The sequence below is a fragment of the Shewanella sp. SM55 genome, assembly GCF_025654025.1.
In the GTDB taxonomy this organism is placed as follows: Bacteria; Pseudomonadota; Gammaproteobacteria; order Enterobacterales; family Shewanellaceae; genus Shewanella; species Shewanella oncorhynchi.
Map to the genome: position 1 here is coordinate 73,863 of NZ_JAKKRS010000005.1, position 23,696 is coordinate 97,558.

Here is a 23,696-nt window from a genome sequence, read left to right on the forward strand (position 1 = left end):
ATTAGGCACTCCTATTATATTGAGCAATCCAATCAATAAGATAACGACCTTCAATCGGGGGACTGTACAAATAACCTTGGGCAACATCACACCCCAACTCAGAGAGAATTAACTCTATTGCACTTGTCTCAACGCCTTCTGCAACCACCTTTACGTGCATCTTCTGCGCAAGCGCGATGGTGGACTCTACGATGAGATAATGTTGGTGATTGATATCCATATCGGAGACAAAACTTTTATCAATTTTGATCTCTTTAAAGGGAATGGCATCAAGACGATCATAAGTAGAATAACTTTTACCGAAATCATCAAGGGAAATATCAATATTATTGATGATCAGCCGTGCAATTGAGTTAAGTACTCTATCTTGGTTAATGATTTCCTGTGATTCGGTGAGCTCTAAAATCAAATGGATTTGTTTATACTCACGACCACATTCGATGATGTACTCAATGAGTTCATCACAGGTCAAATCATCTGCGGTAATGTTAATCGACAGGGCAAACGCCATTAATAACGGTTGGCGCGACCAACATTGCAATGCTTGGGAAATAACCATCCGCGAAAACAAGCTATTTAGCCCCTGCTGATTCACCAGTGGCAAAAAAACGTCGGGATAAATATAGCCATTGGATTGATCGCAAAGCCGCGAAAGCACTTCAAAACCGATGATCTCCTTTGTTTTAAGGTTAATCTTAGGCTGATAACACAAAATTAATTGTTCATTTTTGAGCAATTGCCGCACATTGATATTCGCCGCCATGTCTTGCACGATAGACTCATCTTGATGGACACGGTTTCTATCGTCGGAGGCGTCTAGCAATGGCGTTAAAATGTCATTCACATTGATAGGTTTAGCAAATACGCCAAGCAAGTTGAGTTTCAAACCCGTGATAATGCTATCCACCAGTTCTAAAGTCCGTTTATCCGAGGAGCTTATCACCGCAATCGGAATGACTGTAAATCGGGGCTCGGAGGCCAACATATTAATCACCGCAATACCGTCACCTTGATCCATTTTTAAATCTAAAATGACTAAATCAAGTTTTGCTTCTACAGCTAAGATCAGTTCAATTCCGTGATTACCATTACTGGCTTCATAGATCTCCACATTGTCCTCTGCTAAGTACTTATGGATATCAGCTTTCATGGTTTCTCTAATAAAGCGTTGATCATCTATGATGAGAATATTCATATATTGGTCTCTAACTGCATAAAGAAAATGGGATCGATCGTCTGGGATTTGGATGTAGGGATAACAGAAAGCTTGAGTAAATTACGATTCGCCATGACTTCTGTGCGACTGGAGAAAAACGAATAGTTTTTGACTGGTTTGAAGCCGCCTTCTATCGTTCTTACTTTAAATATGGGCAACTTAAATTGCGTCAATTTTCGTTTTAGTGACTCATCACAGATATTAAAACTCAAAAACTTAAGTGAGCGACTCGTGGCCAATTCATTGAGATAAACAGACATCATATAATTTTCAATATAAGGCGTTACGCCAAAGGAGGAGAACACCATTAAGGTATCTGGCAAAGCTTGACTGTTATGGTTAATGACCTCAAACAAGTCCACCTCATCATTCATAAATTCGAGGGCAATTTTGCCTTGAGTGCGGCAGAATAGACTGTGTCCAATGATTTGATCGCCAAAGCTAAAAGCCACCACCAATGAGAGTCCACGAAAAAAAGGTTGAGACAACTTACGGCTCACAAAGGATAAACGCGGGTTACTTTCATAAACCAAGCTAAGTTGCAGCAGGGTCATAAAGTTTTGATGGTGGCTTTCGATAAACTCGACACGATAAGGAGTATTACGGTAGTACGGATGATCACTGCGTTCTATGGTCGATTCAAAAAGGTTAATTAACGCTAAACCTTCGTTGATGAATTTTTTGTCCTCCCGATAAATATCAAACAGTTCAGAGCCAAATATTTCAACGATTTCAGACTGTTTAGCTAGGGATGGAATGTTAACTCCCCGCTCCCAACGGCTAATAGTGATGGAATCTAACATATCGAACAGGCAGCTTTTTTGCCTGAGCAGACTACATAAATCTTCTTGAGATAAATTATTCTCACTGCGGGTGTGTTTTAAGAAATTGGAGAATGTCTGTGCACTTGTTTTGCTTTGATAGGAGATAGGTGTACAAATCATATCGCGTTCCATCTGAATTTTTTATTTTATCTAGCAGCTCCATATACGTCTTATGGTCGATGTCATCTACTGGCTCTGGATGTCTAAATGTAAAAGTAATCCAAATGCGTTGAAGTTTCTCGATGAAATAAAGTCCAGTGATTTTTTCGTCACTCATCACTCAGTTCCTCCATCTCAGCCTTTTATTCACCACGTTTTTTGCAATAGGAAAACGAGTATAAATGCCATTGTTTATCTGAGACCATGGCACAGTCAAAAAAGCGATGGAAAAAAGTGTCTAGTTATTCGTTCGGTTAAATCATTGCATCATAGATAAAACCGCAATCAACAGACCCCCCTATAAAACCGCATAAAATATAAGATTCACCAGCAATGGCCACAAAACGCCAAATTGATTATTTATGCGCTAAAAATTCAAAATACGGGATATAACTTCGGGGTTTTTCTCACTGAACCACGTTTTTCACGCATGGTTATTCACGTTTGGAATAGGCAAACCGCGACAGTATCAGCTTAGAGATATTATTAGGATAGTTTTTAATAGCTTATGGCTTAAGCAAGCCAGCTGCGAAAAAGTGGGGAATTGGCCAAAGGAACGCCTATCATCACTGGCGTCGCAGAAGGATAAAGAAGTGGCAATACTGTCGCTAAGTCATAGCGTGCTTTGATTAAACGGGTCTCATCGGCAAGTATCAGCGAGTTGGGCAAAGTTTAAATCCATCTCGGCCAAACAACGTTTTAAGGTGGCTGGGCTCATTGTCAGTTTTTCAGCTATGTCGGGCAAACTTAAGTTATCCCGCATTAGACACAAAAGAATACCAGCCGCTAAGCCTAACCGCAGTTCGAATATAGTAGTGATTGACATATCCCTTGGCGCTGAATGACGGCAGCGCCGAAACCTATGGTTTGACCGTTACGCATCTGCAAGTCGGCAGCGGCGTTTGGCAACAGGGAATGCTGGTGGAGCAAGACGGCTAAAACTACTTACCCAATGATAATCAAACATTTAAATGGTTACCTTGGAGCTGTATCGTCAAACACCTTGACGTTAACTCTGGACATTTAAGCGACGAAGATGAACAAAAGGCACAAAGTATAAAGCACAGGAGTTAGAGAAGGCGCTGGTATTGGTCGTAAACATGAGCAACCGGCACCATCTGATTGCAAATTGATGAATTAACTGGTTATGCACATGATATGCAAATCTAAAACTATAATCCCCGGTATTTTTCTCACCTCAATGCAATAAAGTGAATAGTTAATCATAAAAAAGAGGTTGGCTGTATTCAACAGCTAACCTCTTCTCTTTAAATCAGGCGATAAATCAGATGTTCTATCATACAACTAGAGCCATGACTTCAAAACGACTCTTACAAAAGCTAACTCATACCAGAGCTAATTTTTTACGGGTACGAAAATAGCAAGCTGAGGTTAGTCACTGTAAATAACGAATGTAAAACTAACGCCTGTGAAAAACCATGCCCACTCAATCCGACAGACGTGAGATTAGCCGCGTTTAGTGCCCCACGGATCGTTGTCATCCGTCGATGGGCTTGGTCCTGAACGTTCAGCCATTCTTGAATCGTTTCTTGGCTCGTTTCTGGGTTCGCTGCGGCGCTGTGAGTTGCTATTCGATGAACCATATCCAGAGCCGGTGCCACGTCCACCCGTAGGTTTTTTGCCTGAGCTTTTACCTGAACCATTACCAAAGCTCTTACCTGAGCCATAACCAGAGTTGGGACGTTTATTACCCGCTTCGTACTCGGCGCTGGCTTGTGCCTGCATTTTAGCGATAGATTCTATGGTGAGTTCCATCGGTTTACGCGGCGCGATACCTGAGGCAAAACCTCGTTCGCGTGGCTTAAGATCAAACTGCTCACCGACGGCTTTAGGCATACGCTTGAATCGATACAGGTAAAAGTTTTCCACTTTCTCCCGCGCCCACTCAGTCTTCTTGAGGAAAATAATACAGGCCTCAATGGTCGGGTTGGTGTTAAAGCAACCTAGCTTTAATGCCGCGTATAAAATTTTCCAGCCATAAAAATCGACTAACTCAGTGATCATTGTCTCGAGTTTGAGGCCGTGTAATGGGTTGTTCTGTTGCTCTTCAATCATGGGAATTCCAAGTTCAGCCCTATTGGCTGATTTTACTGTATTAGTTTACGGTTTTGAGTTGTTAAACGAGTGACTCAATTTGCTACTAAAATTCGCGATTAGAGAAATCACTCAAGTTATGAAGTCATGAGCCACTGACGTTGTTACGGCAATAGCATAGGGCGTTAAGCCTTGTTACTTGTAATGCTTAGATCTTAAATCTTACGGACCTAAAGCCTCCAAACTGAGCCATTAAATATTAGCCGTAAAATCTGCTGCTCGACAAAACTGCGGGAATAATAACGGTAAATAAGCTAAACGCCTTCTTTTATTTGCGCTAGCGAGGTTTGGCATCGGCTTTAGGGCAAAGAAAATACGCCGCAGCTGACAGTTTTAATCTACATATCCGCGATATCACGCTAACAGGTATGAACTCAGCATCAAGCTCAAACCCGTTTCTAAATTTTACCTATGATCCGCTGATGCCTTGGGTCAGCCTCAAAATAAACGCAACTGAAACGGCTCGATTTATAGCTGCGCATCACATCCTTGCTCGCATCTTTAGCCCTTAGTCTGTATACTCCGCGACCTTATTATCCCAACTTTAATGTTTTGGCTTAGAGTGGGTGAAGCGCATGTTTCATTTTGAGGCTTGTTTGTCACAATCCCCGTTAGCAAATACCTAGGAAAGCTCCTTTGATCTCTACCGCGAACATCACGATGCAGTTTGGCCCTGAGCCATTGTTTGAAAACATTTCAGCGAAATTTGGCAACGGTCACCGCTATGGTTTGATCGGCGCGAATGGCTGTGGCAAATCGACCTTTATGAAGATCCTCAGCGGAGCGTTAGCGCCAACCTCTGGCAATGTGTCCATCACGCCCGGCTTAAAAGTCGGTACCCTAAGCCAAGATCAGTTCGCGTTTGAACAATACAGTGTGATCGATGCGGTGATCATGGGGGATGTTGCCCTGTGGAAAGTCAAACAGGAACGTGATGCAATCTACGCCAATCCGAATATGACCGAAGAAGATGGCATGCGCGTTGGCGATCTTGAAAGTGAATTTGCCGAAATGGATGGCTACAGCGCCGAAAGCCGCGCCGGTGAAATTCTGCTCGAAGCGGGTATTGAAGAATCTTTCCATTACGGCTTAATGCAACAAGTGGCACCGGGTTGGAAACTGCGGGTATTGTTGGCACAAGCACTATTTGCCAACCCAGATATTTTGCTGCTCGACGAACCAACCAACAACTTGGACATACATACCATTAGCTGGTTAGAAGCCGAGTTGAACAAACGCAAATGCACCATGATCATTATTTCCCATGATAGGCATTTCTTGAATGCCGTATGTACCCACATGGCCGATATCGATTACGGCGAACTGCGCATTTACCCTGGTAACTACGAATACTTCCTCGCCCAATCATCTTTGATCCGTGAACAATTATTATCGGGCAACGCCAAGAAGAGTGCTGAAATCGAAGAACTGCAAGACTTCGTTAACCGCTTCGGTGCCAACGCATCTAAGGCAAAACAAGCCAGCTCGCGCGCGAAAAAAATGGACAAGATCAAGCTTGATGAAGTGAAATCATCAAGCCGTATTCACCCTTCTATTCGTTTCGATGCTGGCAAGAAAATGCATCGCCAAGCACTGATCCTCGAAGATTTGGCCCACGGGTTTGATGGTGAGCTGCTATTCGAAGGCGGCGACTTAATCCTCGAAGCCGGTGCAAAATTAGCGATTATCGGCGAAAACGGCGTGGGTAAAACCACTTTCCTACGCTGCTTAGTCAATGATTTAGAACATAATAAAGGCGTGATCAAGTGGTCAGAAAACGCATCAATCGGCTACTGTCCACAAGACAGCAGTGACGAATTTGATAATGACTACACGTTAATGGATTGGATGTCACAGTGGCGCCAACCTAAGCACAACGATCTTATGGTACGCGCCATGTTAGGCCGTCTGCTGTTCACCGAAGATGACGCGAACAAGAAAGCTCGTAACTGTTCAGGCGGAGAGAAAAACCGCTTGTTATTCGGTAAGTTAATGATGCAAGACATCAATGTGCTGATCATGGACGAACCGACTAACCACATGGACATGGAAGCCATCGAAGCACTCAATAATGCGTTGAAAGACTTTGAAGGCACTTTGATATTCGTCAGTCATGACCGTGAGTTTGTATCGTCACTCGCAACACGTATCATTGATATTAAAGATAAAAAAGTGATTAACTTCCAAGGCACTTTCGATGAGTACCTTTCAAGCCAAGCAGAAATGGAAGCGAGAAAAAGCGCGTAATGTTGTGCTTTGATAAACCTTAATCGGCTATGTCAGCTTGATTAAAAGAGTCGTCATTGGAGAACCTACTGACGACTTTTTATCGATATCTAAAGAGCGATATGATTGGTAAAACATGAAGTATTGCTGCTTTGGGCCTTGGATACACAGCTGTCTATTCGTTATCTAGAGTGCTATAATTCATGCACTTAATTGAGGTTGATCCTATGAAAACTAAATCAAAAAACACACAAGTGACTCAAAATCGACTCTATCGCGCTGTGGCCAGTTCAACCGCTATTGAGACGGGTAAAACTACGGCTGAAGTTGAAGCAAAATTGAAGGCCAAAAAAAGCCGTTTCAGTCATTTGACCTTAGCCTAAACTTCATTCGTTTTTAGCGCTGAGCACATCGTTTACCAAACGAGCCATATGTTGATAATCCCCACCCAACCCTGCTTGAATTGACTTAAAATAAAAATCTCTATTTTGTTCCCAAATCCCATAATCAAGTGGGAGATAACCCGCCTTTACTGCCATCACATCGAGTATCAAACGTGACAAACGTCCATTTCCCTCTCTAAATGGGTGAATTAGGATAAATTCCACATGACTTTCAGCCAAGTAACTCACAACTTCGTCTCTAGAAAACGAATTTAAACCATTGAACTTGCTTAAATATTCCTTTTCAAACTGAGTGAGAGACTTAAGTATTTGAGCCGCTGCCGTAAATTCGAAACCACCTTTTCCCATATTGACTGTACGCCGCTCACCAGCCCAGTAATAAACATTACCGAGCCATTTTCGATGCCACTCAAAGAGCATACCAACCGATAGATGCTCGCTTTCAATAACACCAGATTGAAACACGTACTCATAAAGCTTTAGTAACAACTGAGTCTCTACCTCTGCCATATCCTCTTCATCGGTTATCGCGAGTTTGTTACGAAGTATATGGCCGCCGGAACCGGGTTCGAATTCATCCTCGGTAGTGCCAATATGATATTTCGACATGATAATAGACCCGCTAACTGTAATAACTAATAGAAAAGCAAATATCCGAGTCACAGACAACTTAACACAACTACTCGATGAGATTGACCACACAAGTCTTTGAAATAGGTATGTAGAAACTATGGGCTATAAATTAGCTTATTAATTTTTTTAACCAATATCTCACGATTTTTAGCCAGTTTAAAAATTGTCGGCAAATGTCGAATGACTATCGGCTCAGACTCGAATACCGCATCGCGATCTTTGGCCTGAATATAATCACGGATCTGAAGCATCATCTGTTTATTAAATGCCCAAAGTGAATGACCTTTAAACTCAAGGGAATAAAATGCGTCATTGGGCCATTCAAGTCGATGTTTCTGTTTTGCCATACACTGATAACAACAAATAAGACCAAGATCTGTACCATCTGTAAAAGCACTGTTTGCCCTATGTTCCCAAGTCGAAGTACCTTGGTATTTTTCTGGCAATTTTTCCCGCCAAGAAGCATCCAATAGCGGAGGGAAAAACAGCACACCTGGCCATTTATGGGCAAACCTTTGATTAAACTGCTTGATCTCAAACTGCCAACCCTCAAATAAATGCACATCTTTTTTCTCTAAACGAAAAACATGGGCAAAGGTAAAAGTGGCGCAGCCAGCACAATGGGGGCAAGTAACCTCAACTCCGTTTGGCAGGCTAAAAAACTCATAAAATCCTGTCATTGATACGACATTCCAAATGATTTAGAGACTAATTTGGAGCTCATCAATTTTCCAACCACCTTCATTTATCATGCTAATTCTTTGTTTTTCATTCGCCTCCGATGCATTACCACAGAGATCTTTTTGTGCATATTCAAGAACGGCCGTATCCCCTTCTATCATCTGCGACACTAAGGTGAGTGCTTTGCACTTGGCAGCCGCTTTTGAAAATGAAAGATAAGATGCGATCACTTCATCGCGGGACAGCTTCATCTGCTGCATATACTGTGGGAACTTAGACTCAACATCCGCTTGCTTACGTTGGGTATAGTAAGCCTTGTCCTCTTGATAACTCATCCCCTGCTGTACCTTAGCATTGTACTCGTCATACACTTCGCTCGGCGATTTAGGCGTTGTACAACCTATCAGCACAAGGACAGATATGGGCAGTAAGAAAATCGATTTCATCATCGAACCTCCAAAACTAGACATGTATTATCAATAAATTCCATGGTGCATTCATCTGCTTGTTGTCACTGAACGAGTGCGCCATATATATCCACCAAATACTCCTTATTCTCTTTGAAATCAATTACCTTGGCAGGAAGTAAACCTTTACTATCAACAGGTAACAAAATCAATGAAGATAAAATGTAATGCCACCAAGATAACATGTAAATAGTTCATTGATTACTTTAGCTTGGCAGCGTTGCTCATTCAATTGCAGCACAGTTGCTTACCTTGGCGAGTGCTAAAAATAAGTGCCATAAAGCTGTGAGCATGCTCTAAATTGCAGTATTTGACAGGTCATTGTCTAATGCATTAAAAGGCACAAAGGTCTTTTTATCGAACCAGAGAGGCGAGCGATTTTGTCCTGCAAGCTGATAAGCCCAAGTAGTAATGGCTTCAGAGCGATCACTCTCACAGACGAAATATCGACTGAGTTCAGAGTGTAACGTTTGGCCATGCCGGATAATATTTTGCTCATACCAGTTATCTTTATGGTGCTGAACGGCAAGATGATCGCGTTTTTGATTATTACAACTGCTATGTGCGAGGACAAAATTATGGCCTAAATCATTAGGATATCGTGCCCAAGGGATAAAATGATCCACTTCGCCTGTTTCTTTTAATGATTTTTGGCAATAGAAGCATTGGCCTTTTTGGATATCAAGCAGTACAGGTCTAGCATGGGTGATCGTCTGTCTGTCGCTACCAAACAGAAACTCACTTAAATTGCCTTTACTGCCTATAATCACTTGATTTGCTGGAAACTCGGCGATTTTTTGTACCCATTGAGTACGAGCCAATGACACCACTAAATCGTGAAATCGCCTGAAGCAAAATGCGATACCCGGATTCAACTCGATGTAATTTTTCGTTTTATCATGGGGATAAAGAAAACATTCTTCATTACGTGACAAGTTTTGTAAGCGCCATAAGGGGCCATCTTTAAACGTACCGCGCGTTTTACGCAATAAAGCTGGATAACTAAGATGCGCTTTTAACTGGGATAGACTGTTAACACCTTGATGGCGTAGTTCAATCAAACTGTTGATCAAGGCTGATTGCTTTCCACTATTTTGGATCAAGACAAAATACCCATCATTGGCACCAAAAGGCAAAGAGTGTTGCCAGTAAAGTTCAATAAACTTCTCTACCAAATCATCAATACTGATGGCGGTTTTCAGCGCAGGATCGGCATTGAGTATTAATGGCCGTTCGATACAGATATCGGCGATCGCATGCAGTAAGGCAAATTTGTAAGTTGCAACGAAATCCCCTTCAACTAACAGACGTTGTAAATAGCTAATAAATTCAACTTGTCTTCTCGCATCAATCGGCATTCAGTCGCTCCTGAATAATAACGCTTGCTTCAGGTGCATTTACGTTTGGCATCAGTTTGGGTGTAAAAACTAACGTCTGCCAATGCACTTGTGAGCGACCGAGTTTATCGGTTTCATCTTGGCTCAAATCTAAAAGTCGTAGCTGACAATCTGCAGCAAGTGTGAGCAGTTCATCGGCACTGACTGGGTGCATAACGCGCGCATCGGGGCTTGGGCCATGGCGCAAACTGATGACTAAAAGTCCAGTCGAATTGAGTAAGCGTGAGAGTGTTGCTAGTGCAAGTGGGCGCTCTGAGGGAGATAAATGCATCCACACAGCGCTGAGTAAAATCAGATCAAACTGTTGCGCTAGGCCAACCACTTTTTGCAACTGAGGTAAACCATCCTCAATCCAACGCACGGGTAGATCCCGAGTTAACACCTGCCCCATTTTCGCTAAAACAACCGCAGGTTCGACTGCAATAATTTGTGTCTCTTTGCCCTCTGTTTTTCGGCTAAATAATGCACATCCCGCCCAGAACCTGCTCCCACATCCAATATCGACAATGTATTTTTGGTAAGTAGAGGCAAAAGATGATGCAACCAACTCGAATGCACTTCTTCAAAGGTTTTAGACAAATACTGTGCCGCGAGTATTTCGGCGTGGTCATTATAAAACACTGTGCTCACTGACAACGATCCTTTTGCAACAAGTGATTGTTTTTACAGACGCTAACTTATCACAGTCGTATTTGATAAAAAATATATGTCATCATTATCATGCTGTTTTGCATAAAATATTTAGCATTATGTTGTTCGCGATCACTGTGCTGATTTCGGCTATTCGACCCAAAATTCTTATCAATACCTATGCAATCTCAGCATTTCCCCGTCGTTTTTGTCGCAGTGGTTTACACTCTATGAGTTAGTGTAAAGATAAGTGCAATTGATTGAATCTGTTACATGCTTCTCCAGAGCAGTTTCCATTTCAGTGTTGGAGTGAACGGGTTTTAACGTCTTGGCGTAGCGTCTACATAGAGATTAAGACCTAGGGCTCAATTATTTAGGATATCTATTGCCTATGAGTTTTGAAGATTCGTTAGAGCAACTTAAACGACAGTTTTTACATGCACTGCCGGATAAAAAGAAACAAATCATTACCTTGTGGATTTCATTGCGTAAAAATTGGGACGCACACATGCTGTCTGCCGTGTACCGAGAGGTGCATAACTTAAAAGGGTCGAGCGAGACCTTTGGGTTATCAGATACCAAACACATAGTCGATAAACTGGAGTTGCTGCTTAAGGGGCTGCTCAATGCGCCAGCCCCCGAACTTCCTACGATCAAAGGCTTAGATACCCTCTTCCACCAGTTGTTACAAAACAATATGCGCGGCCAACCGTCGGCGCCAGTAGTAGAGGCGCAAATGCAGCAAAGCCCCTATAAACCGTCAAAGGCGCGCCATGAGCACCATATTGCCATCATAGAAGACGATGGGAATGTCGGCGCTATGATCACAAAGCAGCTGCGAGAGTTCGGTTTTAGTGTGCAGCATTTTTTGAATTTCACGAGCTTTCTGGTGGTGCAAAATAAAACGCCCTTCGATCTGATTTTATTAGATTTAATTCTACCAGATTGGACTGAAGAGGCCTTGTTCGAAGCTGCCACTGAGTTTGAGAAGAACAATACCCGAGTATTTGTTTTATCCTCGCGGGGGGATTTTGACATGCGGCTATTGGCCATTCGTGCCAACGTCAGCGAATATTTTGTTAAACCTGCGGAAACCACTTTATTGGTGCGCAAAATCCATCAATCTCTCAAGATGTCAGAGAAACAGCCGCTTAAGGTGTTACTGGTGGATGATCAACAATCTATGGTGGATTACTTTTCAAGCCTGTTACGCAGCCATGGTTTGATGGTAAAAGGGTTGTCCAGTGCCGAGCAAGTCTTGCCTGCCCTTGAGCAATTTGAGCCTGATTTGTTTATCTTCGATTTGTACATGCCCGAAGTGAACGGGCTTGAGCTGGCAAAGATGATCCGCCAATTGGATAAATACACCTCGAGCCCAATTCTCGTGTTGAGCTCTGATGATACGATGCAGAATAAAGTCAGCATCATACAAGCGGGATCAGATGACTTAATTTCAAAGCAAACCGCGCCGAGTTTATTCGTCGCGCAGGTGATTTCCCGTGCGCAACGGGGTCATGACATTCGCAGTTCGGCTAGTCGCGACAGCTTAACTGGGCTGTTAAACCATACCCAAATTCTGGTGGCTGCGAGACGCTGTTTTAACGTAGCGAAACGGATTAACTCTCAAGTTTGTATCGCTATGTTCGATTTAGATCACTTCAAAAAGGTCAACGATACTTATGGTCATTCCGGTGGTGATAAGGTGTTGTTGGCATTTGCCCATCTGCTACAACAATCCTTACGTCAAACTGACTTTACCGGCCGCTACGGTGGTGAAGAATTTATGTTAGTGCTGCCAGATATGCAAAAACCACTGGCGATTGCCAAGTTGAATGCGATCCGTGAAAGCTTTAGCCATATCGTATTTGTTGAAGATGGCGTCGAATTTAAGGTGACGCTCAGCGGCGGTTTAGCCTTTTCGGATCAATGTGAGGAATTTCAAGATTGCCTGTTACTGGCAGATAAAAACCTTTACGAAGCTAAGCGTTTAGGCAGAAATCAACTCGTGGTTTCTACGACTGACTAACCCTAAACAGAATGCGCCACTGCAGCGCACAAATCAGTTCGGCGTAATGCTCTTCCTGCGAGACTCACGCTCTATTCGTCACTTTTGAATCCCACTCCGCGTGGGCGGTCACAGTGAGCTTAAATGGTTAATGAGCTTGCTCGGCATCTGCGATAACTCCACCACATAATCTACTGCACGGCACTTTATTGCTTCTCGTGGCATGCCAAATACCACACAACTTTGTTCATCTTGGGCAAATGTAGTGACTCCTTTTTGGTGTAGCGCCACCATGCCTTCGGCGCCATCTTTGCCCATACCGGTTAAAATCATCGCGCTGATATTGGGCGCGGCACATTGGGCCAAGGCCGTAAACATCACATCGACCGAAGGTCTGTGGCCACTGACCTTTTCATCTTGGGTTAATTTGACTTTATAACTGCCACCCACTTTGATGATCTCAAGGTGATGATCCCCTGGTGCAACATAGGCATAACTGGGTAAGAGTCGTTCCCCATGCTCGGCTTCTTTGACAGTGATCCGTGACTGTCGGTTTAAACGTTCAGCAAAAGTGCGGGTAAACCCCGCGGGCATATGTTGGGTGATCACTATCGGCGGCATAGCCGCGGGTAAATGTTGTAATACATAAAGAATGGCTTCAGTACCGCCAGTAGATGCGCCTATCGCGACTAAATGCTGTGTCAGGGTTGTATTGGCCAATACTGGCCGCTTACTTGAAACTGGGCGTACTGGCTCAACAAATTTCTGCGGCTTGATGATTTTGGCTTTCGCGGCAGATTTGATCTTATCTAAAATCAAATCCTGATAATCATGGATACCTTGGGGCGAGTCTAATTTCGGTTTAGGGATAAAATCCACCGCACCTAAGGCCAAGGCATTAAAGGTTGCATCCGCGCCCTGCTCGGTTAACGATGAAATCATCACTACTGCAGTGGGTCTGGCTTTCATCAAGCGGTCTAAAAACGTTAAACCATCTACTTTGGGCATTTCAATGTCTAAGGTAATCACATCGGGGCGAAATTGATTCACCAGATCCTTGGCCTCGTAGGCATCGGCAGCGAGCCCAACCAGAGACAGTTCAGAGTCAGCCTCAATCATTTTACCGAGCAAGCTGCGCATCAGCGCAGAATCGTCAACAACTAACACTTTGATCGTCATAACTTAATCACCAAATAGTTCAACGTCGCCGCCCGAAGGTAAATTACGAACCCGTAAACGGTACTCACTTTCCCTGTCAAGAATTGTACTGTTATGCATGGATTTAATTTTGCGGACTTTCACTTTTCCCGAATGGGGGAAAAAATACACTTTGCGCGGATACACATCGAGTAAATCGGCAGCAACGATAGGGATATTTTCCAGATTGAGGTATTCAATCACAAACTCAGCATTACGCTCACCAATGTTGTGCACAGTAAAACTACGTAACATATTACCGCCCCCAAACACCTTAGCTTCGAGTGAATTACGCTGTGCGCCAAGCTTGAGCAAGTCGTTGATTAACAACTCCATGGCATACACGCCGTAACGGGCTGAATCGGCGAGCACCCCAGTACAATTACTATTGTCACTTGGCAATAAAAAGTGATTCATTCCGCCAATTTTGAGCTTAGGATCATACAAGCACACTGAGACGCAAGAGCCTAACACTGTCACTATCATGGTATCTTCACGGGTCGCAAAATACTCGCCGGGTAATATTTTTACCGCATCGCAACCAAAATGATGATCGTGATAGCGATTCGGCTCTGCAATAGCATATTCGATATTAGGTTTTAGCACTCATGAGCCCCTTCACTGGCCGATAGGTTGTTTGACCAACGGCAGTGATGATTTGCGGGAACATATTAAAATTTTCCGAATGTCCCGCAATATAAAGTCCATCCTCGCTAAGGGAGTTCATCATGTGTTTTAATATGACTTCCTGCGTTTCTTTATCGAAATAAATCATTACATTACGGCAAAAAATTACATCCATTGGCGTTTTTAGCGGCCAAAAAGAATCGAGTAAATTGATGCGGGTAAACTTGAGCATCTGCTTTAATTCGGGCACCACGCGCACATTACCCAACTGTGAACCGCGTCCGCGGTGAAAAAACCGTTTCTTACGGATATCGCTGACAGTATCGATACGATCTAAGGGATAAATGCCCATTTCAGCCTTTTTAAGCACGCCGCTGTCGATATCGGAAGCAATGATCTCGATAGGCGTTTTAAAACTGTTGAAATGTTCAGCGACGACAATCGCAATCGAGTAAGGTTCTTCCCCTGTGCTACTGGCCGCACACCAGATCCTGCGGGTATCTGGGTTATCGATTAAATACTGTTTTAACACCTCAAAGTGATGCGGCTCCCGAAAAAATGCTGTTTGATTAGTGGTTAACGCATTGATAAATTCTTGGTGTTCGTTTTCATGGCTTAGCAGATACTCAAAATAAGCCGAAAAACCGGCTAATTTCAATGTTCTGATCCGCCGCACTAAACGGCTATACACCATAGCATCCTTGCTATCGGCGAGTTTGATCCCCGCTAAGCGGTACAGCGTCGTCCTCGCGGTATTAAAGTGCACCGAGGTATAGGCAAACTCTCGTTCCAATGGTTTGTTTTCACTCAATTAAAATTCTTCCCATTCATCTTGATCTTGCTTAATGGGCTTCATCGCATTGGTTTTAGGTTTCTCTGTCACTCTGGCTCTTGCCATAGGTTGAAGCTGCTGTTTGATGGGTTTCATCGCCTTCGCTTTGGGCGCCGCTAATCTCGCGTTGCTGCGTCTTGGGGCTTCATCTTCGTCGTCCACGCGAAAACTGGCGACACTGTCTGAGAGTTGCTGCGCTTGGGATTGCATGCTTTCCGCTGCGGCGGCCGCTTCTTCAACCAATGCCGCATTTTGTTGCGTCATTTCATCCATTTGCACTACGGCTTTGCTGATCTCATCGATACCGATGGCCTGCTCATTAGAGGCTGAGGCAATTTCCGCCATGATGTCGTTCACCCGTTTAATGGCGATGACGATTTCCTTCATGGTATCGCCGGACTTACCGACAAGGCTGTTGCCACTCTCGATTTTAGACACAGAATCCGAGATCAGTGCCTTGATATCTTTAGCGGCATTGGCCGAACGTTGGGCTAAGCTGCGCACTTCTGACGCGACCACCGCAAAGCCGCGGCCTTGTTCGCCCGCCCGCGCCGCTTCAACCGCAGCATTGAGCGCTAAGATATTGGTCTGGAAAGCAATGCCATCGATAACACCAATAATGTCGGCAATCTTACGCGCCGATTCATTAATCGATGCCATGGTCTGGACAACTTGCTGAATAAGCTCACCGCCATCCACAGCGACTTCAGCCGCTTTAGAGGCTAAGGCATTGGCTTGACTGGCGTTATCCGCATTGAGTTTCACTGTACCAGTGAGTTCCTCCATGCTGGCCGAAGTTTGCTCTAGGCTCGAAGCTTGCTCTTCGGTGCGGCTGGATAAATCAGCATTACCTTGGGCTATTTCTGCCGAAGCGGTATTGATGGTATCCGCGGCTCGTTGAATATCTTGGATCATGAAGGATAACTTTTCAGCAGTTTGATTTGAGTAATTTTTCAAATCATCAAAGGTGCCTTCATAGTCGTTATAAATACGAGTGGTCAAATCACCATCCGCAAGCGCCATCAGCACCCGAGCCACATCTTGCAATCCACGTTCCGAGGTTTCAATTAACGARTTTAAATTGTTCGCCAGCATTAAAAAGAAACCTTGCTTGCCATCTGTTTCCGCCCTTTGGGAGAAATCACCCGCCGCTGCGGCTGTGACTATGCGGGAAATTTCCTGCTCGGTTTGGACTTCAATGGTGCGGTCGAGCCATTCAACTACAGTGCCTAAGCGCTCACCTTCTTTAGACACTATGGGGCTGGCCGTTAAGCGAAAATGGCAACTCGCGACCTTAATAAGCGATTCATATTTACGGTCTAATTTATCGAGTAAACTTGCTTGGTGAGCAGGATTGCGGTGGAAGATATCCATCGAGCTGCCGAGGATCTTATCTACGGAAAAATGCGGTAAGGCTTGTCTGATCTCACTTTCAGAATGGCGCAACATAGTTTCGACCGAGCGATTCATATAAATGATCGTACGGTTAGCATCGGCTATCATGACGTTGGTACTGGTATTATTGAGCGCTTCGAGGATGCGCTGGGTTGCTCGCTCGGCTTCGATACTTTCGGTGCGATCTATCCACTCAACACCTGTACCTAAATGTTTATTTTCAGCGGTGATAATCGGTGTCAGAATCAACCTAAAGGTACGTTTGCCTATGGTGATTTGCGCGGTATGGGATTGGGTTAGACGCTCTAATAAATTACGCTGATGTGCAGGATTTTTATGGAAAATGTCGATATTACTGCCGATCAGTTTGGCAACCGAGAACTGAGGTAACTCTTTACGAATATCGTCCTCTGCCTCTTGCAGTAAACGGACGACGGCTTTATTCGCATAAATAATATTGCGCTGACTGTCAGCGATCATAAAGCTGTTGCCACTGTTATCAAGTAGCTGAAAATAGCGCTGACGCTCTTCATCCCTTTGCTCACGCGCCTCATCATTGCCAAAAAATTTGAAGATACTCATTATTGTTACTCCTGATCAGTCAGACTATTTGCATCAATTAGACCCAGCTCATCACTGCTGATCAGAGCCTGAATATTTACTAAAATGATCATCTTATCCTCGACCGTGGCTAAGCCTTTGAGGTAGCGGCTATCGAACGCCACCCCAAATTCTGGGGCAGGTAAAATTTCCTCCGCCGACAGCTTAATCACATCGGAGACGGCATCGACCACTATGCCAACAATACGTTCAAACACGTTGAGCATAATAACGATAGTGAACTCGTTATAAGTGGCTGTTCCAACAGCAAATTTCATCCGCAAATCCACTATGGGCACTATGTCACCGCGTAGATTAATCACGCCTTTTATAAAGCTAGGGGCGTTGGCGATTTTAGTGACCGACTCATAGCCGCGGATTTCTTTGACGGACATAATATCGAGGGCATAGTGCTCTTCGCCTAACATAAAGCTTAAAAACTCCACCTCATCATGGGCGTTGTATTCCACTTTGGCGGTCATAGTTGATCGACTCTCCATGGCTATTTCCTTAATTTTTAATGTGCAGAGCGAGTGATTCGACATCGAGAATCAACGCGACGCTGCCATCGCCCATGATGGTGGCGCCGGAAACACCGGGGATCCTACGATAATGTTTTTCAAGACTTTTAATCACCACTTGCTGCTGGCCAACTAAGGCATCAACGCACAGGCCAAAGCGCTTGTGGTTGCTTTCGAGCAATACGACTATGCCCTCTTCTGGGCAGCGGGCATTGGGCTCAATTTCCATCAGCTGATAAAGATTGAGCAGAGGTAAGTACTCTTCACGTACTTTTAAGAGTCTTTCTTTGGCGAGAAATTTAAGTTGTTCCGTTTGCGGCTGAATAGATTCTATGATGTGCACTAAGGGCAGAATGTAGATCTGATTTCCCACAGAAACCGTCATACCATCGACAATGGCGAGCGTGAGTGGCAACTGGATTTCAAAGGTTGAGCCTTGGCCCTCAGTGGACTCAATATCAATGCGTCCGCCTAAGGCTTCAATATTACGGCGCACCACATCCATACCAACACCACGGCCTGACACATCAGTGACTTCCTCCGCAGTTGAAAATCCTGCGGCAAAAATCAATTGCCAAATTTGCTTGTCGCTACTGTTATCAGCCACTTGCAAACCATTTTCCCGCGCCTTTTGAATAATGCGTTCACGATTTAAGCCTGCGCCGTTATCGTGCACAGCGATAACGATATTGCCGCCCCTTTGACTGGCTTTAAGGGATAACACACCTACTTCGGATTTACCCGCTGCGAGCCGTTTTTCAGGTTTTTCGATACCGTGATCTAAACTATTGCGCACTAAGTGAGTCAGCGGATCGACGAGCTTTTCAATCATGCCCTTGTCTATTTCTGTGTTGCCACCTTCAATCACGAGATTGACGTTTTTACCCAGTTGCTCAGAAAGATCCCTCACCAAGCGGTTGAAACGGTTAAACACAAAAGATACCGGCAGCATACGCACCGACATCACAGCTTCTTGCATCTCACGGGTATTACGTTCCAATTCATTGAGTGCGGTCTTGAGTCGCTCACCTAAATCGCCCGTCATCTCGTTACCAATGAGGGTCAACATGGACTGAGTGATCACCAGCTCGCCCGCGAGATTAACCAAAGTATCTATCTTAGAGGTTTCGACCCTTAAGGTGGCATCCTGAGCCGACGCGGCTGATTTTTTAGTCGCTGTTTTCACTTCTGCGGTATTGGGCTTTGGGGCAACAGATGAGTTTGATGTTGCGTTTGAACTCAGTATTGCTGGCGAGCTTGCTTTCACAGAAGGACTCGTAGGCACGGTTGAAATGGGTGCGGTGGACTCAGTCGCTTTGGCTTTAAATAAGGTGTTTTTGGATTGGCTACTTCCAGTTTCCTTGGCTTGATGTGCTCGAGTGGTCGCTGGCTTATAAACCTTCTGCACTAGCGGTTTTGAACTTAATAACTCGATTTCATTAGCGAAGGATTCTGGCGTTAATGCTTCAAAAAAACCAAAGCCTAACTCATCATCGTCAATTGTCACATCACACAGCTCAGCAATACACTCTTTATTATTTGCCACACTGTCAGCGCTGATGTCTTCCGCTTGATAAGCCTCATCAAAAAATCCAAAGTCTTCACCTTCGATGGCAATATCACGTGCCATTTCATCTTCAAAAAATCCAAAACCCAGATCTTCTGCCTCCACTGGTGCGGTCAGTGTTGCATTTATGATGGGAGTGCTAGCGGCGTCGGTACCATTACGTATCGCAACTGATGAACTAAAAGGCTCACCATTTAACGCTGCAACCAACTGGCTTTTACTGTATTCGACCTCCTGCCAATCAATCTGCTCTTCTTCGCGGTACAAGCTCAAGATATGGGATAACGTGTCCACAGTACTCAGTAGTAAATCGATAATGGATGACGTTAATTGGAAGTTACCCTTACGCGTTTTATCCAGCAGGTTTTCCATCACATGGGTGACACTGGTTAATGCAGTAAAACCAAAAATACCACTGCCGCCTTTTATAGAATGTGCAGCACGGAAAATGGTGTTCAGTTCTTCAGGATCGGGAGAAGCAAGGTCCAATGCCAATAGCAATTGTTCCATATTTTCAAGATGTTCATGACTTTCTTCAAAAAAGACCTGATGGAACTCGGCCATATTGATGGACATAGCGCACCCCGTTGCAGTTAACCCAGCACTTTAGCCGTAATAGCCAACAACTTTTGAGGATCAAAGGGTTTTACCATCCATCCCGTCGCACCCGCGGCTTTCCCTTGGGCTTTCATATCATCGCCCGCTTCCGTGGTGAGCATAATGATCGGCGTACGCATAAATGCCGACATAGCACGTAAGGATTTAATTAAGGTCAGCCCATCCATTCGAGGCATGTTTTGGTCTGTCAGAATGAAGTCAAATCTCTGCCCATTACAGATATCGAGGGCTTCTCGACCATCTTTGGCCAGTACCACTTGATAATTAGCTGATTTAAGGGTCGCTTCGACCATTTGTCGAATCGCTGCGGAATCATCAACAATTAATATTCTTTTACTCATGCGCTATTCCATTATGACTTTAGTTATATTCCCTGGCGGTACTAATTCGTATGTCTTAGATAATGTTTTCACCAGCGATAGACCGCGCCCAGACAACTGAGGAATGTCCGCCATCAAATTTTCATCACCCTCAAAGCCTTTGCCACTGTCAGCCACGCTAATATGTAATTCATCCTGCGATGAACGCCAGATGATGCTCACTTTTACCCAATCATTTTCCGTGAGCCTATCTGCAAAACTGTCCCTAATACTATGGTACAGTTCGAAGCCTTCTGGATCATTTTTTAGTCGAGAATCTAATTTTAGTACACCATGATCAATAGCGTTGCTAAATAACTCTGCGACAACAGTAAAAACCCGTTGACAGAAATTGGTCGCAAATCCCAATATACTGAGAAACTGATTCAATGAACTTAAATAATCAGCGCTGAGTAACATAGGCCCTGCAATACTGACATCCCAGCAGAACTCACCATCCATAATGGCTTTAATACGACTAACATCACGATCTTGATGCCAAGTGTTTAATCGTTCAAAATCTAAGGTACAAATAGTGATGTCATCAGCAATATTTTCAGCAGAACAGTACTCATGCATATTGTTCTCTAAATATTTGACTAGACCACCTGACAAATGAATAAATAGATCTTTTAATTTATCAATGCCAAATGGATTGCCATCATGGGTATATTGCTCTATTAAACCATCACTAAAAAGGCAAGCATGCCCATGGGATGGTAAATCAACCGTAACAATATCCGCTATAAAATTATGCGGAGGTAAAATACCAAGGGCCATATTTGTCGATTTAAATTTATCGATGGATTGATTACTGACTGAACGAGAATGGTCAGTTTCTTTAATATTGTGGTTTGTTAAACAGTCAACTCCACCAGTTTTAATATATACGGGGGGCATACCACCATTCCAAATGTGTAATTTATTACGATTAAAATCGGCTTCTAAAATAATACAGGCAACAAATCTGTCTTCAGGGTTTTCTCGGTGGAGCTTAGCATTCAGTTCATAAATAAAAGTAACTAAAGAAAATCCCTTTGAAACCATGGCCCTAAATGTACTGGCAACACGCATGATGGGCATGGCGGCACTCAGGCCATGACCCGTTGAATCGGCGAGAATTAAGAAGAAATTGCCATTAGGCGCTATGCCATTGAGGATAATATCACCGCTAAAATTAGCACTGGCTTGGCAGTAAGTATGTACAAAATCAAAGTCAGTATTATCAATATTGACTAAGTGCTCAAATAAATGCCGGGCCATGTGTTCTTCTCTGGCCTTTTCATAAAGCATTTTTTCAAGTTCAATTCTTTGATGCTCTACTTTATGCTGAAGTTGCACCCGGGTAAGTAAACATTCAACCTTATACCAAAATATTTCAACATTTATCGGTTTAACAACAAAATCCAAAACCCCCATTCTAAAACAGGCTAACACGGATTGATTTTCTTTTGTCTCGCTCATGACTATAACAGGTGTTTCTTTTTTATCCTTATTTAACTTGTCCAGTAACGCCAGTGCGGTACCATCCTTTAACCAATAGTTAATCAAAATTAAATCAACCGTATTTTGCGTTATTTCAAATAAACCTTCTTCTAGATCACTACAAACAATGACGTTGTACCCTTTGCTATGAATAAAATCACTGATCCTTTGACTCGCAATAGCGTCATCATCGATAACTAAAATAAAATGTTCCGGCTGAGTAAGCGATACCATAATGAGTGTTACTCTATGATGTAGATTTTCTGCATATTGGCAATACTAAGGATTTCATTCGCCTGACCATGTGCACCTTTTACAGACGTAGAAATATGTAACTCCAGCGCCTTACGATGCAGCAGTACCATCATGCCTAAAGCAGAACTATCGAGGTAAAGCACTCGACTAAAATCTAAAATAATATGGTTAACCTCTGGAAGCGTTAAAATATCTTGATAATCACTGGTGAATTTCTTGTGGTAATAAAAGTCAAAGCGCTCTGGCAATGAAATAACTTTAATATTTGACATTTTGTTATCCCTAATTAAAAGAGTTCAATTTCACCACAGGTAATTTGATCCCTTGAAACGGGATTATGAGTCTCCTGACGTCGGCGACTCATTTGTATTGTGATGTCATCCCCCTTAATGCCAAACTCCTGTTGTGACATAGTGGTGACACGATTGAGCGATTCTTTTAAATGGTTTAGGGACTGATTTGTGTAAATCAGGCTTTGGGAAGTAATATCACTGAACTGCAATCCCCGAATAGTATCCGAGATGGCTTGTTCTAGTTCATGTGCCGATGAATCGATACGTTCAATCACTTGAGAATCCTTCTCTGCTTTAACGATAATCTGCCTTAGTGCAGTATCTATATCCTTTTTGGCATCAATAATATAAGTCATATCTTGGGCGGCGACTTTACTCACGTGTACGGTTAATTGCTCAATCTGAATTTGAATTGATTTAAGCTGTTTTTGTATGCTTTCACTAAAACCTGCGCTACGAGTGGATAAAGCGCGCACTTCATCTGCCACAACGGCAAAGCCTCTACCCGCATCACCCGCCCGCGCCGCTTCAATTGCCGCATTTAAAGCGAGCAAATTAGTCTGGGACGAGATTTGATCTATGTCTTGCAAGGCTTTCATTGCTTGAGGCATAGACTCGTAGATGAGATTCACTTTTTCCAACAACTCCATAGTTGATGCCGACATTTCTATGGTGGATTGAATAAAGCGCTCTAACGTCATTGAGGTATTGTTGGCAAATTGCTTCATTTGATCTGAATGGAATAACTCAGCATCATCAGTGCTCTTAACGAGATCTGAAATAAATCCTGTCTGCTCCGTCATTAACCGCCCTAAACCATCGAATGACTCACCGAGCAAATTGACTGCGTCACCTTGCACCGCTAGCACACTATCAATGTTAGCCTCGCAGCCGTTAAGTGTCGTGATTGACTCTTGATACAGATTGATATGGGCTTGCCAATCCGCGGCAAGTTGGTTGTTGAAGGACTTATCATCATGCTGTTGAACTGATTGCATTTGCTTGTGCTGATAAAATTGCCACAGCAACATAATCAACACGGAAATAATCGGCCCCATAGCCCAGAATGTCATTAAGCTAAGCAGATATCCAATGCCTGCCGCACTCACTGCAACGACCCCATCCTTGTATGTCATATCTATTTCACAATAATTGTACAGTGATTAAAAAGTAGTTTCATATTGGGTGAT

At 43.5% G+C, this 23,696-nt stretch carries 23 protein-coding genes; 3 read left to right on the forward strand and 20 right to left on the reverse strand.

Annotation, left to right across the window (positions count from 1 at the left end; all coding sequences use genetic code 11):
* Position 1: 1 nt before the first annotated feature.
* The 4 genes from L5L91_RS08680 to L5L91_RS08695 all read right to left on the reverse strand — a co-directional run bounded on the left by L5L91_RS08680 (position 2) and on the right by L5L91_RS08695 (position 4,275).
* A complete protein-coding gene (locus L5L91_RS08680; RefSeq protein WP_131524742.1) occupies positions 2 to 1,195 on the reverse strand; it encodes an EAL domain-containing protein in 1,194 nt (397 codons plus the stop codon).
* Positions 1,192 to 2,160 (reverse strand): helix-turn-helix transcriptional regulator, encoded by a 969-nt coding sequence (locus L5L91_RS08685; protein ID WP_105253121.1) that lies wholly within the window; start codon positions 2,158 to 2,160, stop codon positions 1,192 to 1,194. Before L5L91_RS08685 ends, L5L91_RS08680 begins: the two co-directional genes overlap by 4 nt.
* 552 nt (positions 2,161 to 2,712) lie before the next feature.
* On the reverse strand, positions 2,713 to 2,868 hold the full coding sequence (locus tag L5L91_RS08690; protein WP_263236127.1) for a hypothetical protein: 156 nt from the start codon (positions 2,866 to 2,868) through the stop codon (positions 2,713 to 2,715).
* 798 nt (positions 2,869 to 3,666) lie between these two features.
* The gene (locus L5L91_RS08695; RefSeq protein WP_168827127.1) at positions 3,667 to 4,275 is read right to left on the reverse strand and encodes a VF530 family DNA-binding protein; all 609 of its coding nucleotides are present in this window, start codon (positions 4,273 to 4,275) and stop codon (positions 3,667 to 3,669) included.
* Positions 4,276 to 4,950: 675 nt separating this feature from the next.
* On the opposite strand from L5L91_RS08695, the gene L5L91_RS08700 reads away from it, so the two are divergent.
* Both L5L91_RS08700 and L5L91_RS08705 read left to right on the forward strand, forming a co-directional pair.
* Positions 4,951 to 6,561 carry an ABC-F family ATPase gene (locus L5L91_RS08700; protein ID WP_131524739.1) on the forward strand — a complete coding sequence of 537 codons (1,611 nt, stop codon included), beginning with the start codon at positions 4,951 to 4,953 and terminating at the stop codon, positions 6,559 to 6,561.
* A gap of 206 nt (positions 6,562 to 6,767) precedes the next feature.
* Positions 6,768 to 6,923 (forward strand): hypothetical protein, encoded by a 156-nt coding sequence (locus tag L5L91_RS08705; RefSeq protein WP_173913200.1) that lies wholly within the window; start codon positions 6,768 to 6,770, stop codon positions 6,921 to 6,923.
* Positions 6,924 to 6,926: 3 nt separating this feature from the next.
* On the opposite strand, the gene L5L91_RS08710 is transcribed toward L5L91_RS08705, so the two are convergent.
* The 6 genes from L5L91_RS08710 to L5L91_RS08735 form a co-directional block, all read right to left on the reverse strand.
* Entirely contained in the window at positions 6,927 to 7,553 is a 627-nt protein-coding gene (locus tag L5L91_RS08710; protein ID WP_219250805.1) for a Fic/DOC family protein, read from the reverse strand.
* Positions 7,554 to 7,672: 119 nt separating this feature from the next.
* Entirely contained in the window at positions 7,673 to 8,257 is a 585-nt protein-coding gene (locus L5L91_RS08715; protein WP_263236128.1) for a hypothetical protein, read from the reverse strand.
* Positions 8,258 to 8,278: 21 nt separating this feature from the next.
* Positions 8,279 to 8,707 carry a hypothetical protein gene (locus L5L91_RS08720; protein ID WP_173244811.1) on the reverse strand — a complete coding sequence of 143 codons (429 nt, stop codon included), beginning with the start codon at positions 8,705 to 8,707 and terminating at the stop codon, positions 8,279 to 8,281.
* A gap of 314 nt (positions 8,708 to 9,021) precedes the next feature.
* On the reverse strand, positions 9,022 to 10,083 hold the full coding sequence (locus tag L5L91_RS08725) for an HNH endonuclease (RefSeq protein ID WP_173244808.1): 1,062 nt from the start codon (positions 10,081 to 10,083) through the stop codon (positions 9,022 to 9,024).
* Positions 10,073 to 10,630, reverse strand: coding sequence for a methyltransferase domain-containing protein (locus tag L5L91_RS08730; protein WP_263236197.1), 558 nt, complete (start codon positions 10,628 to 10,630; stop codon positions 10,073 to 10,075). Before L5L91_RS08730 ends, L5L91_RS08725 begins: the two co-directional genes overlap by 11 nt.
* On the reverse strand, positions 10,519 to 10,752 hold the full coding sequence (locus L5L91_RS08735; RefSeq protein WP_263172147.1) for a hypothetical protein: 234 nt from the start codon (positions 10,750 to 10,752) through the stop codon (positions 10,519 to 10,521). Before L5L91_RS08735 ends, L5L91_RS08730 begins: the two co-directional genes overlap by 112 nt.
* Positions 10,753 to 11,143: 391 nt before the next feature.
* Between L5L91_RS08735 and L5L91_RS08740 the strand changes: the two genes are divergently transcribed.
* Entirely contained in the window at positions 11,144 to 12,778 is a 1,635-nt protein-coding gene (locus tag L5L91_RS08740) for a diguanylate cyclase (RefSeq protein WP_028759909.1), read from the forward strand.
* A 108-nt stretch (positions 12,779 to 12,886) separates the two neighbouring features.
* On the opposite strand, the gene L5L91_RS08745 is transcribed toward L5L91_RS08740, so the two are convergent.
* The 10 genes from L5L91_RS08745 to L5L91_RS08790 are packed head-to-tail and all read right to left on the reverse strand — an operon-like array spanning position 12,887 to position 23,642.
* Positions 12,887 to 13,936, reverse strand: a complete 1,050-nt coding sequence (locus L5L91_RS08745; RefSeq protein ID WP_105252528.1) for a chemotaxis response regulator protein-glutamate methylesterase — start codon at positions 13,934 to 13,936, stop codon at positions 12,887 to 12,889.
* Between the two features lie 3 nt (positions 13,937 to 13,939).
* Positions 13,940 to 14,560, reverse strand: a complete 621-nt coding sequence (gene cheD, locus L5L91_RS08750; protein ID WP_105252529.1) for a chemoreceptor glutamine deamidase CheD — start codon at positions 14,558 to 14,560, stop codon at positions 13,940 to 13,942.
* Positions 14,547 to 15,392: a CheR family methyltransferase gene (locus L5L91_RS08755; protein WP_263236129.1), complete on the reverse strand. Its 846-nt coding sequence runs from the start codon at positions 15,390 to 15,392 to the stop codon at positions 14,547 to 14,549. The genes cheD and L5L91_RS08755 overlap by 14 nt, the downstream gene beginning before the upstream one ends.
* The gene (locus L5L91_RS08760; protein WP_168827106.1) at positions 15,393 to 17,390 is read right to left on the reverse strand and encodes a methyl-accepting chemotaxis protein; all 1,998 of its coding nucleotides are present in this window, start codon (positions 17,388 to 17,390) and stop codon (positions 15,393 to 15,395) included.
* A 5-nt stretch (positions 17,391 to 17,395) separates the two neighbouring features.
* The gene (locus L5L91_RS08765) at positions 17,396 to 17,908 is read right to left on the reverse strand and encodes a chemotaxis protein CheW (RefSeq protein ID WP_049821692.1); all 513 of its coding nucleotides are present in this window, start codon (positions 17,906 to 17,908) and stop codon (positions 17,396 to 17,398) included.
* Between the two features lie 10 nt (positions 17,909 to 17,918).
* Positions 17,919 to 20,072: a chemotaxis protein CheA gene (locus L5L91_RS08770; protein ID WP_263161261.1), complete on the reverse strand. Its 2,154-nt coding sequence runs from the start codon at positions 20,070 to 20,072 to the stop codon at positions 17,919 to 17,921.
* Positions 20,073 to 20,089: 17 nt separating this feature from the next.
* Positions 20,090 to 20,455: a response regulator gene (locus tag L5L91_RS08775; RefSeq protein WP_028759902.1), complete on the reverse strand. Its 366-nt coding sequence runs from the start codon at positions 20,453 to 20,455 to the stop codon at positions 20,090 to 20,092.
* 3 nt (positions 20,456 to 20,458) lie between these two features.
* Complete coding sequence (locus L5L91_RS08780) at positions 20,459 to 22,192, reverse strand: SpoIIE family protein phosphatase (protein WP_263161264.1); 1,734 nt, start codon at positions 22,190 to 22,192, stop codon at positions 20,459 to 20,461.
* Positions 22,193 to 22,200: 8 nt separating this feature from the next.
* Complete coding sequence (locus L5L91_RS08785) at positions 22,201 to 22,485, reverse strand: STAS domain-containing protein (protein WP_263161267.1); 285 nt, start codon at positions 22,483 to 22,485, stop codon at positions 22,201 to 22,203.
* A 14-nt stretch (positions 22,486 to 22,499) separates the two neighbouring features.
* Positions 22,500 to 23,642: a methyl-accepting chemotaxis protein gene (locus tag L5L91_RS08790; RefSeq protein ID WP_263161270.1), complete on the reverse strand. Its 1,143-nt coding sequence runs from the start codon at positions 23,640 to 23,642 to the stop codon at positions 22,500 to 22,502.
* Positions 23,643 to 23,696: the final 54 nt, after the last annotated feature.

Coding starts and splice junctions, on each gene's coding strand:
- L5L91_RS08695 (WP_168827127.1), bottom strand. CDS start 4,275: ATGATTGAAGAGCAACAGAACAACCCATTACACGGCCTCAAACTCGAG.
- L5L91_RS08715 (WP_263236128.1), bottom strand. CDS start 8,257: ATGACAGGATTTTATGAGTTTTTTAGCCTGCCAAACGGAGTTGAGGTT.
- L5L91_RS08765 (WP_049821692.1), bottom strand. CDS start 17,908: ATGGAGAGTCGATCAACTATGACCGCCAAAGTGGAATACAACGCCCAT.
- L5L91_RS08710 (WP_219250805.1), bottom strand. CDS start 7,553: ATGTCGAAATATCATATTGGCACTACCGAGGATGAATTCGAACCCGGT.
- L5L91_RS08775 (WP_028759902.1), bottom strand. CDS start 20,455: ATGAGTAAAAGAATATTAATTGTTGATGATTCCGCAGCGATTCGACAA.
- L5L91_RS08725 (WP_173244808.1), bottom strand. CDS start 10,083: ATGCCGATTGATGCGAGAAGACAAGTTGAATTTATTAGCTATTTACAA.
- L5L91_RS08720 (WP_173244811.1), bottom strand. CDS start 8,707: ATGATGAAATCGATTTTCTTACTGCCCATATCTGTCCTTGTGCTGATA.
- L5L91_RS08790 (WP_263161270.1), bottom strand. CDS start 23,642: ATGACATACAAGGATGGGGTCGTTGCAGTGAGTGCGGCAGGCATTGGA.
- L5L91_RS08680 (WP_131524742.1), bottom strand. CDS start 1,195: ATGAATATTCTCATCATAGATGATCAACGCTTTATTAGAGAAACCATG.
- L5L91_RS08740 (WP_028759909.1), top strand. CDS start 11,144: ATGAGTTTTGAAGATTCGTTAGAGCAACTTAAACGACAGTTTTTACAT.
- L5L91_RS08685 (WP_105253121.1), bottom strand. CDS start 2,160: ATGATTTGTACACCTATCTCCTATCAAAGCAAAACAAGTGCACAGACA.
- L5L91_RS08705 (WP_173913200.1), top strand. CDS start 6,768: ATGAAAACTAAATCAAAAAACACACAAGTGACTCAAAATCGACTCTAT.
- L5L91_RS08770 (WP_263161261.1), bottom strand. CDS start 20,072: ATGTCCATCAATATGGCCGAGTTCCATCAGGTCTTTTTTGAAGAAAGT.
- L5L91_RS08780 (WP_263161264.1), bottom strand. CDS start 22,192: ATGGTATCGCTTACTCAGCCGGAACATTTTATTTTAGTTATCGATGAT.
- L5L91_RS08745 (WP_105252528.1), bottom strand. CDS start 13,936: ATGACGATCAAAGTGTTAGTTGTTGACGATTCTGCGCTGATGCGCAGC.
- L5L91_RS08785 (WP_263161267.1), bottom strand. CDS start 22,485: ATGTCAAATATTAAAGTTATTTCATTGCCAGAGCGCTTTGACTTTTAT.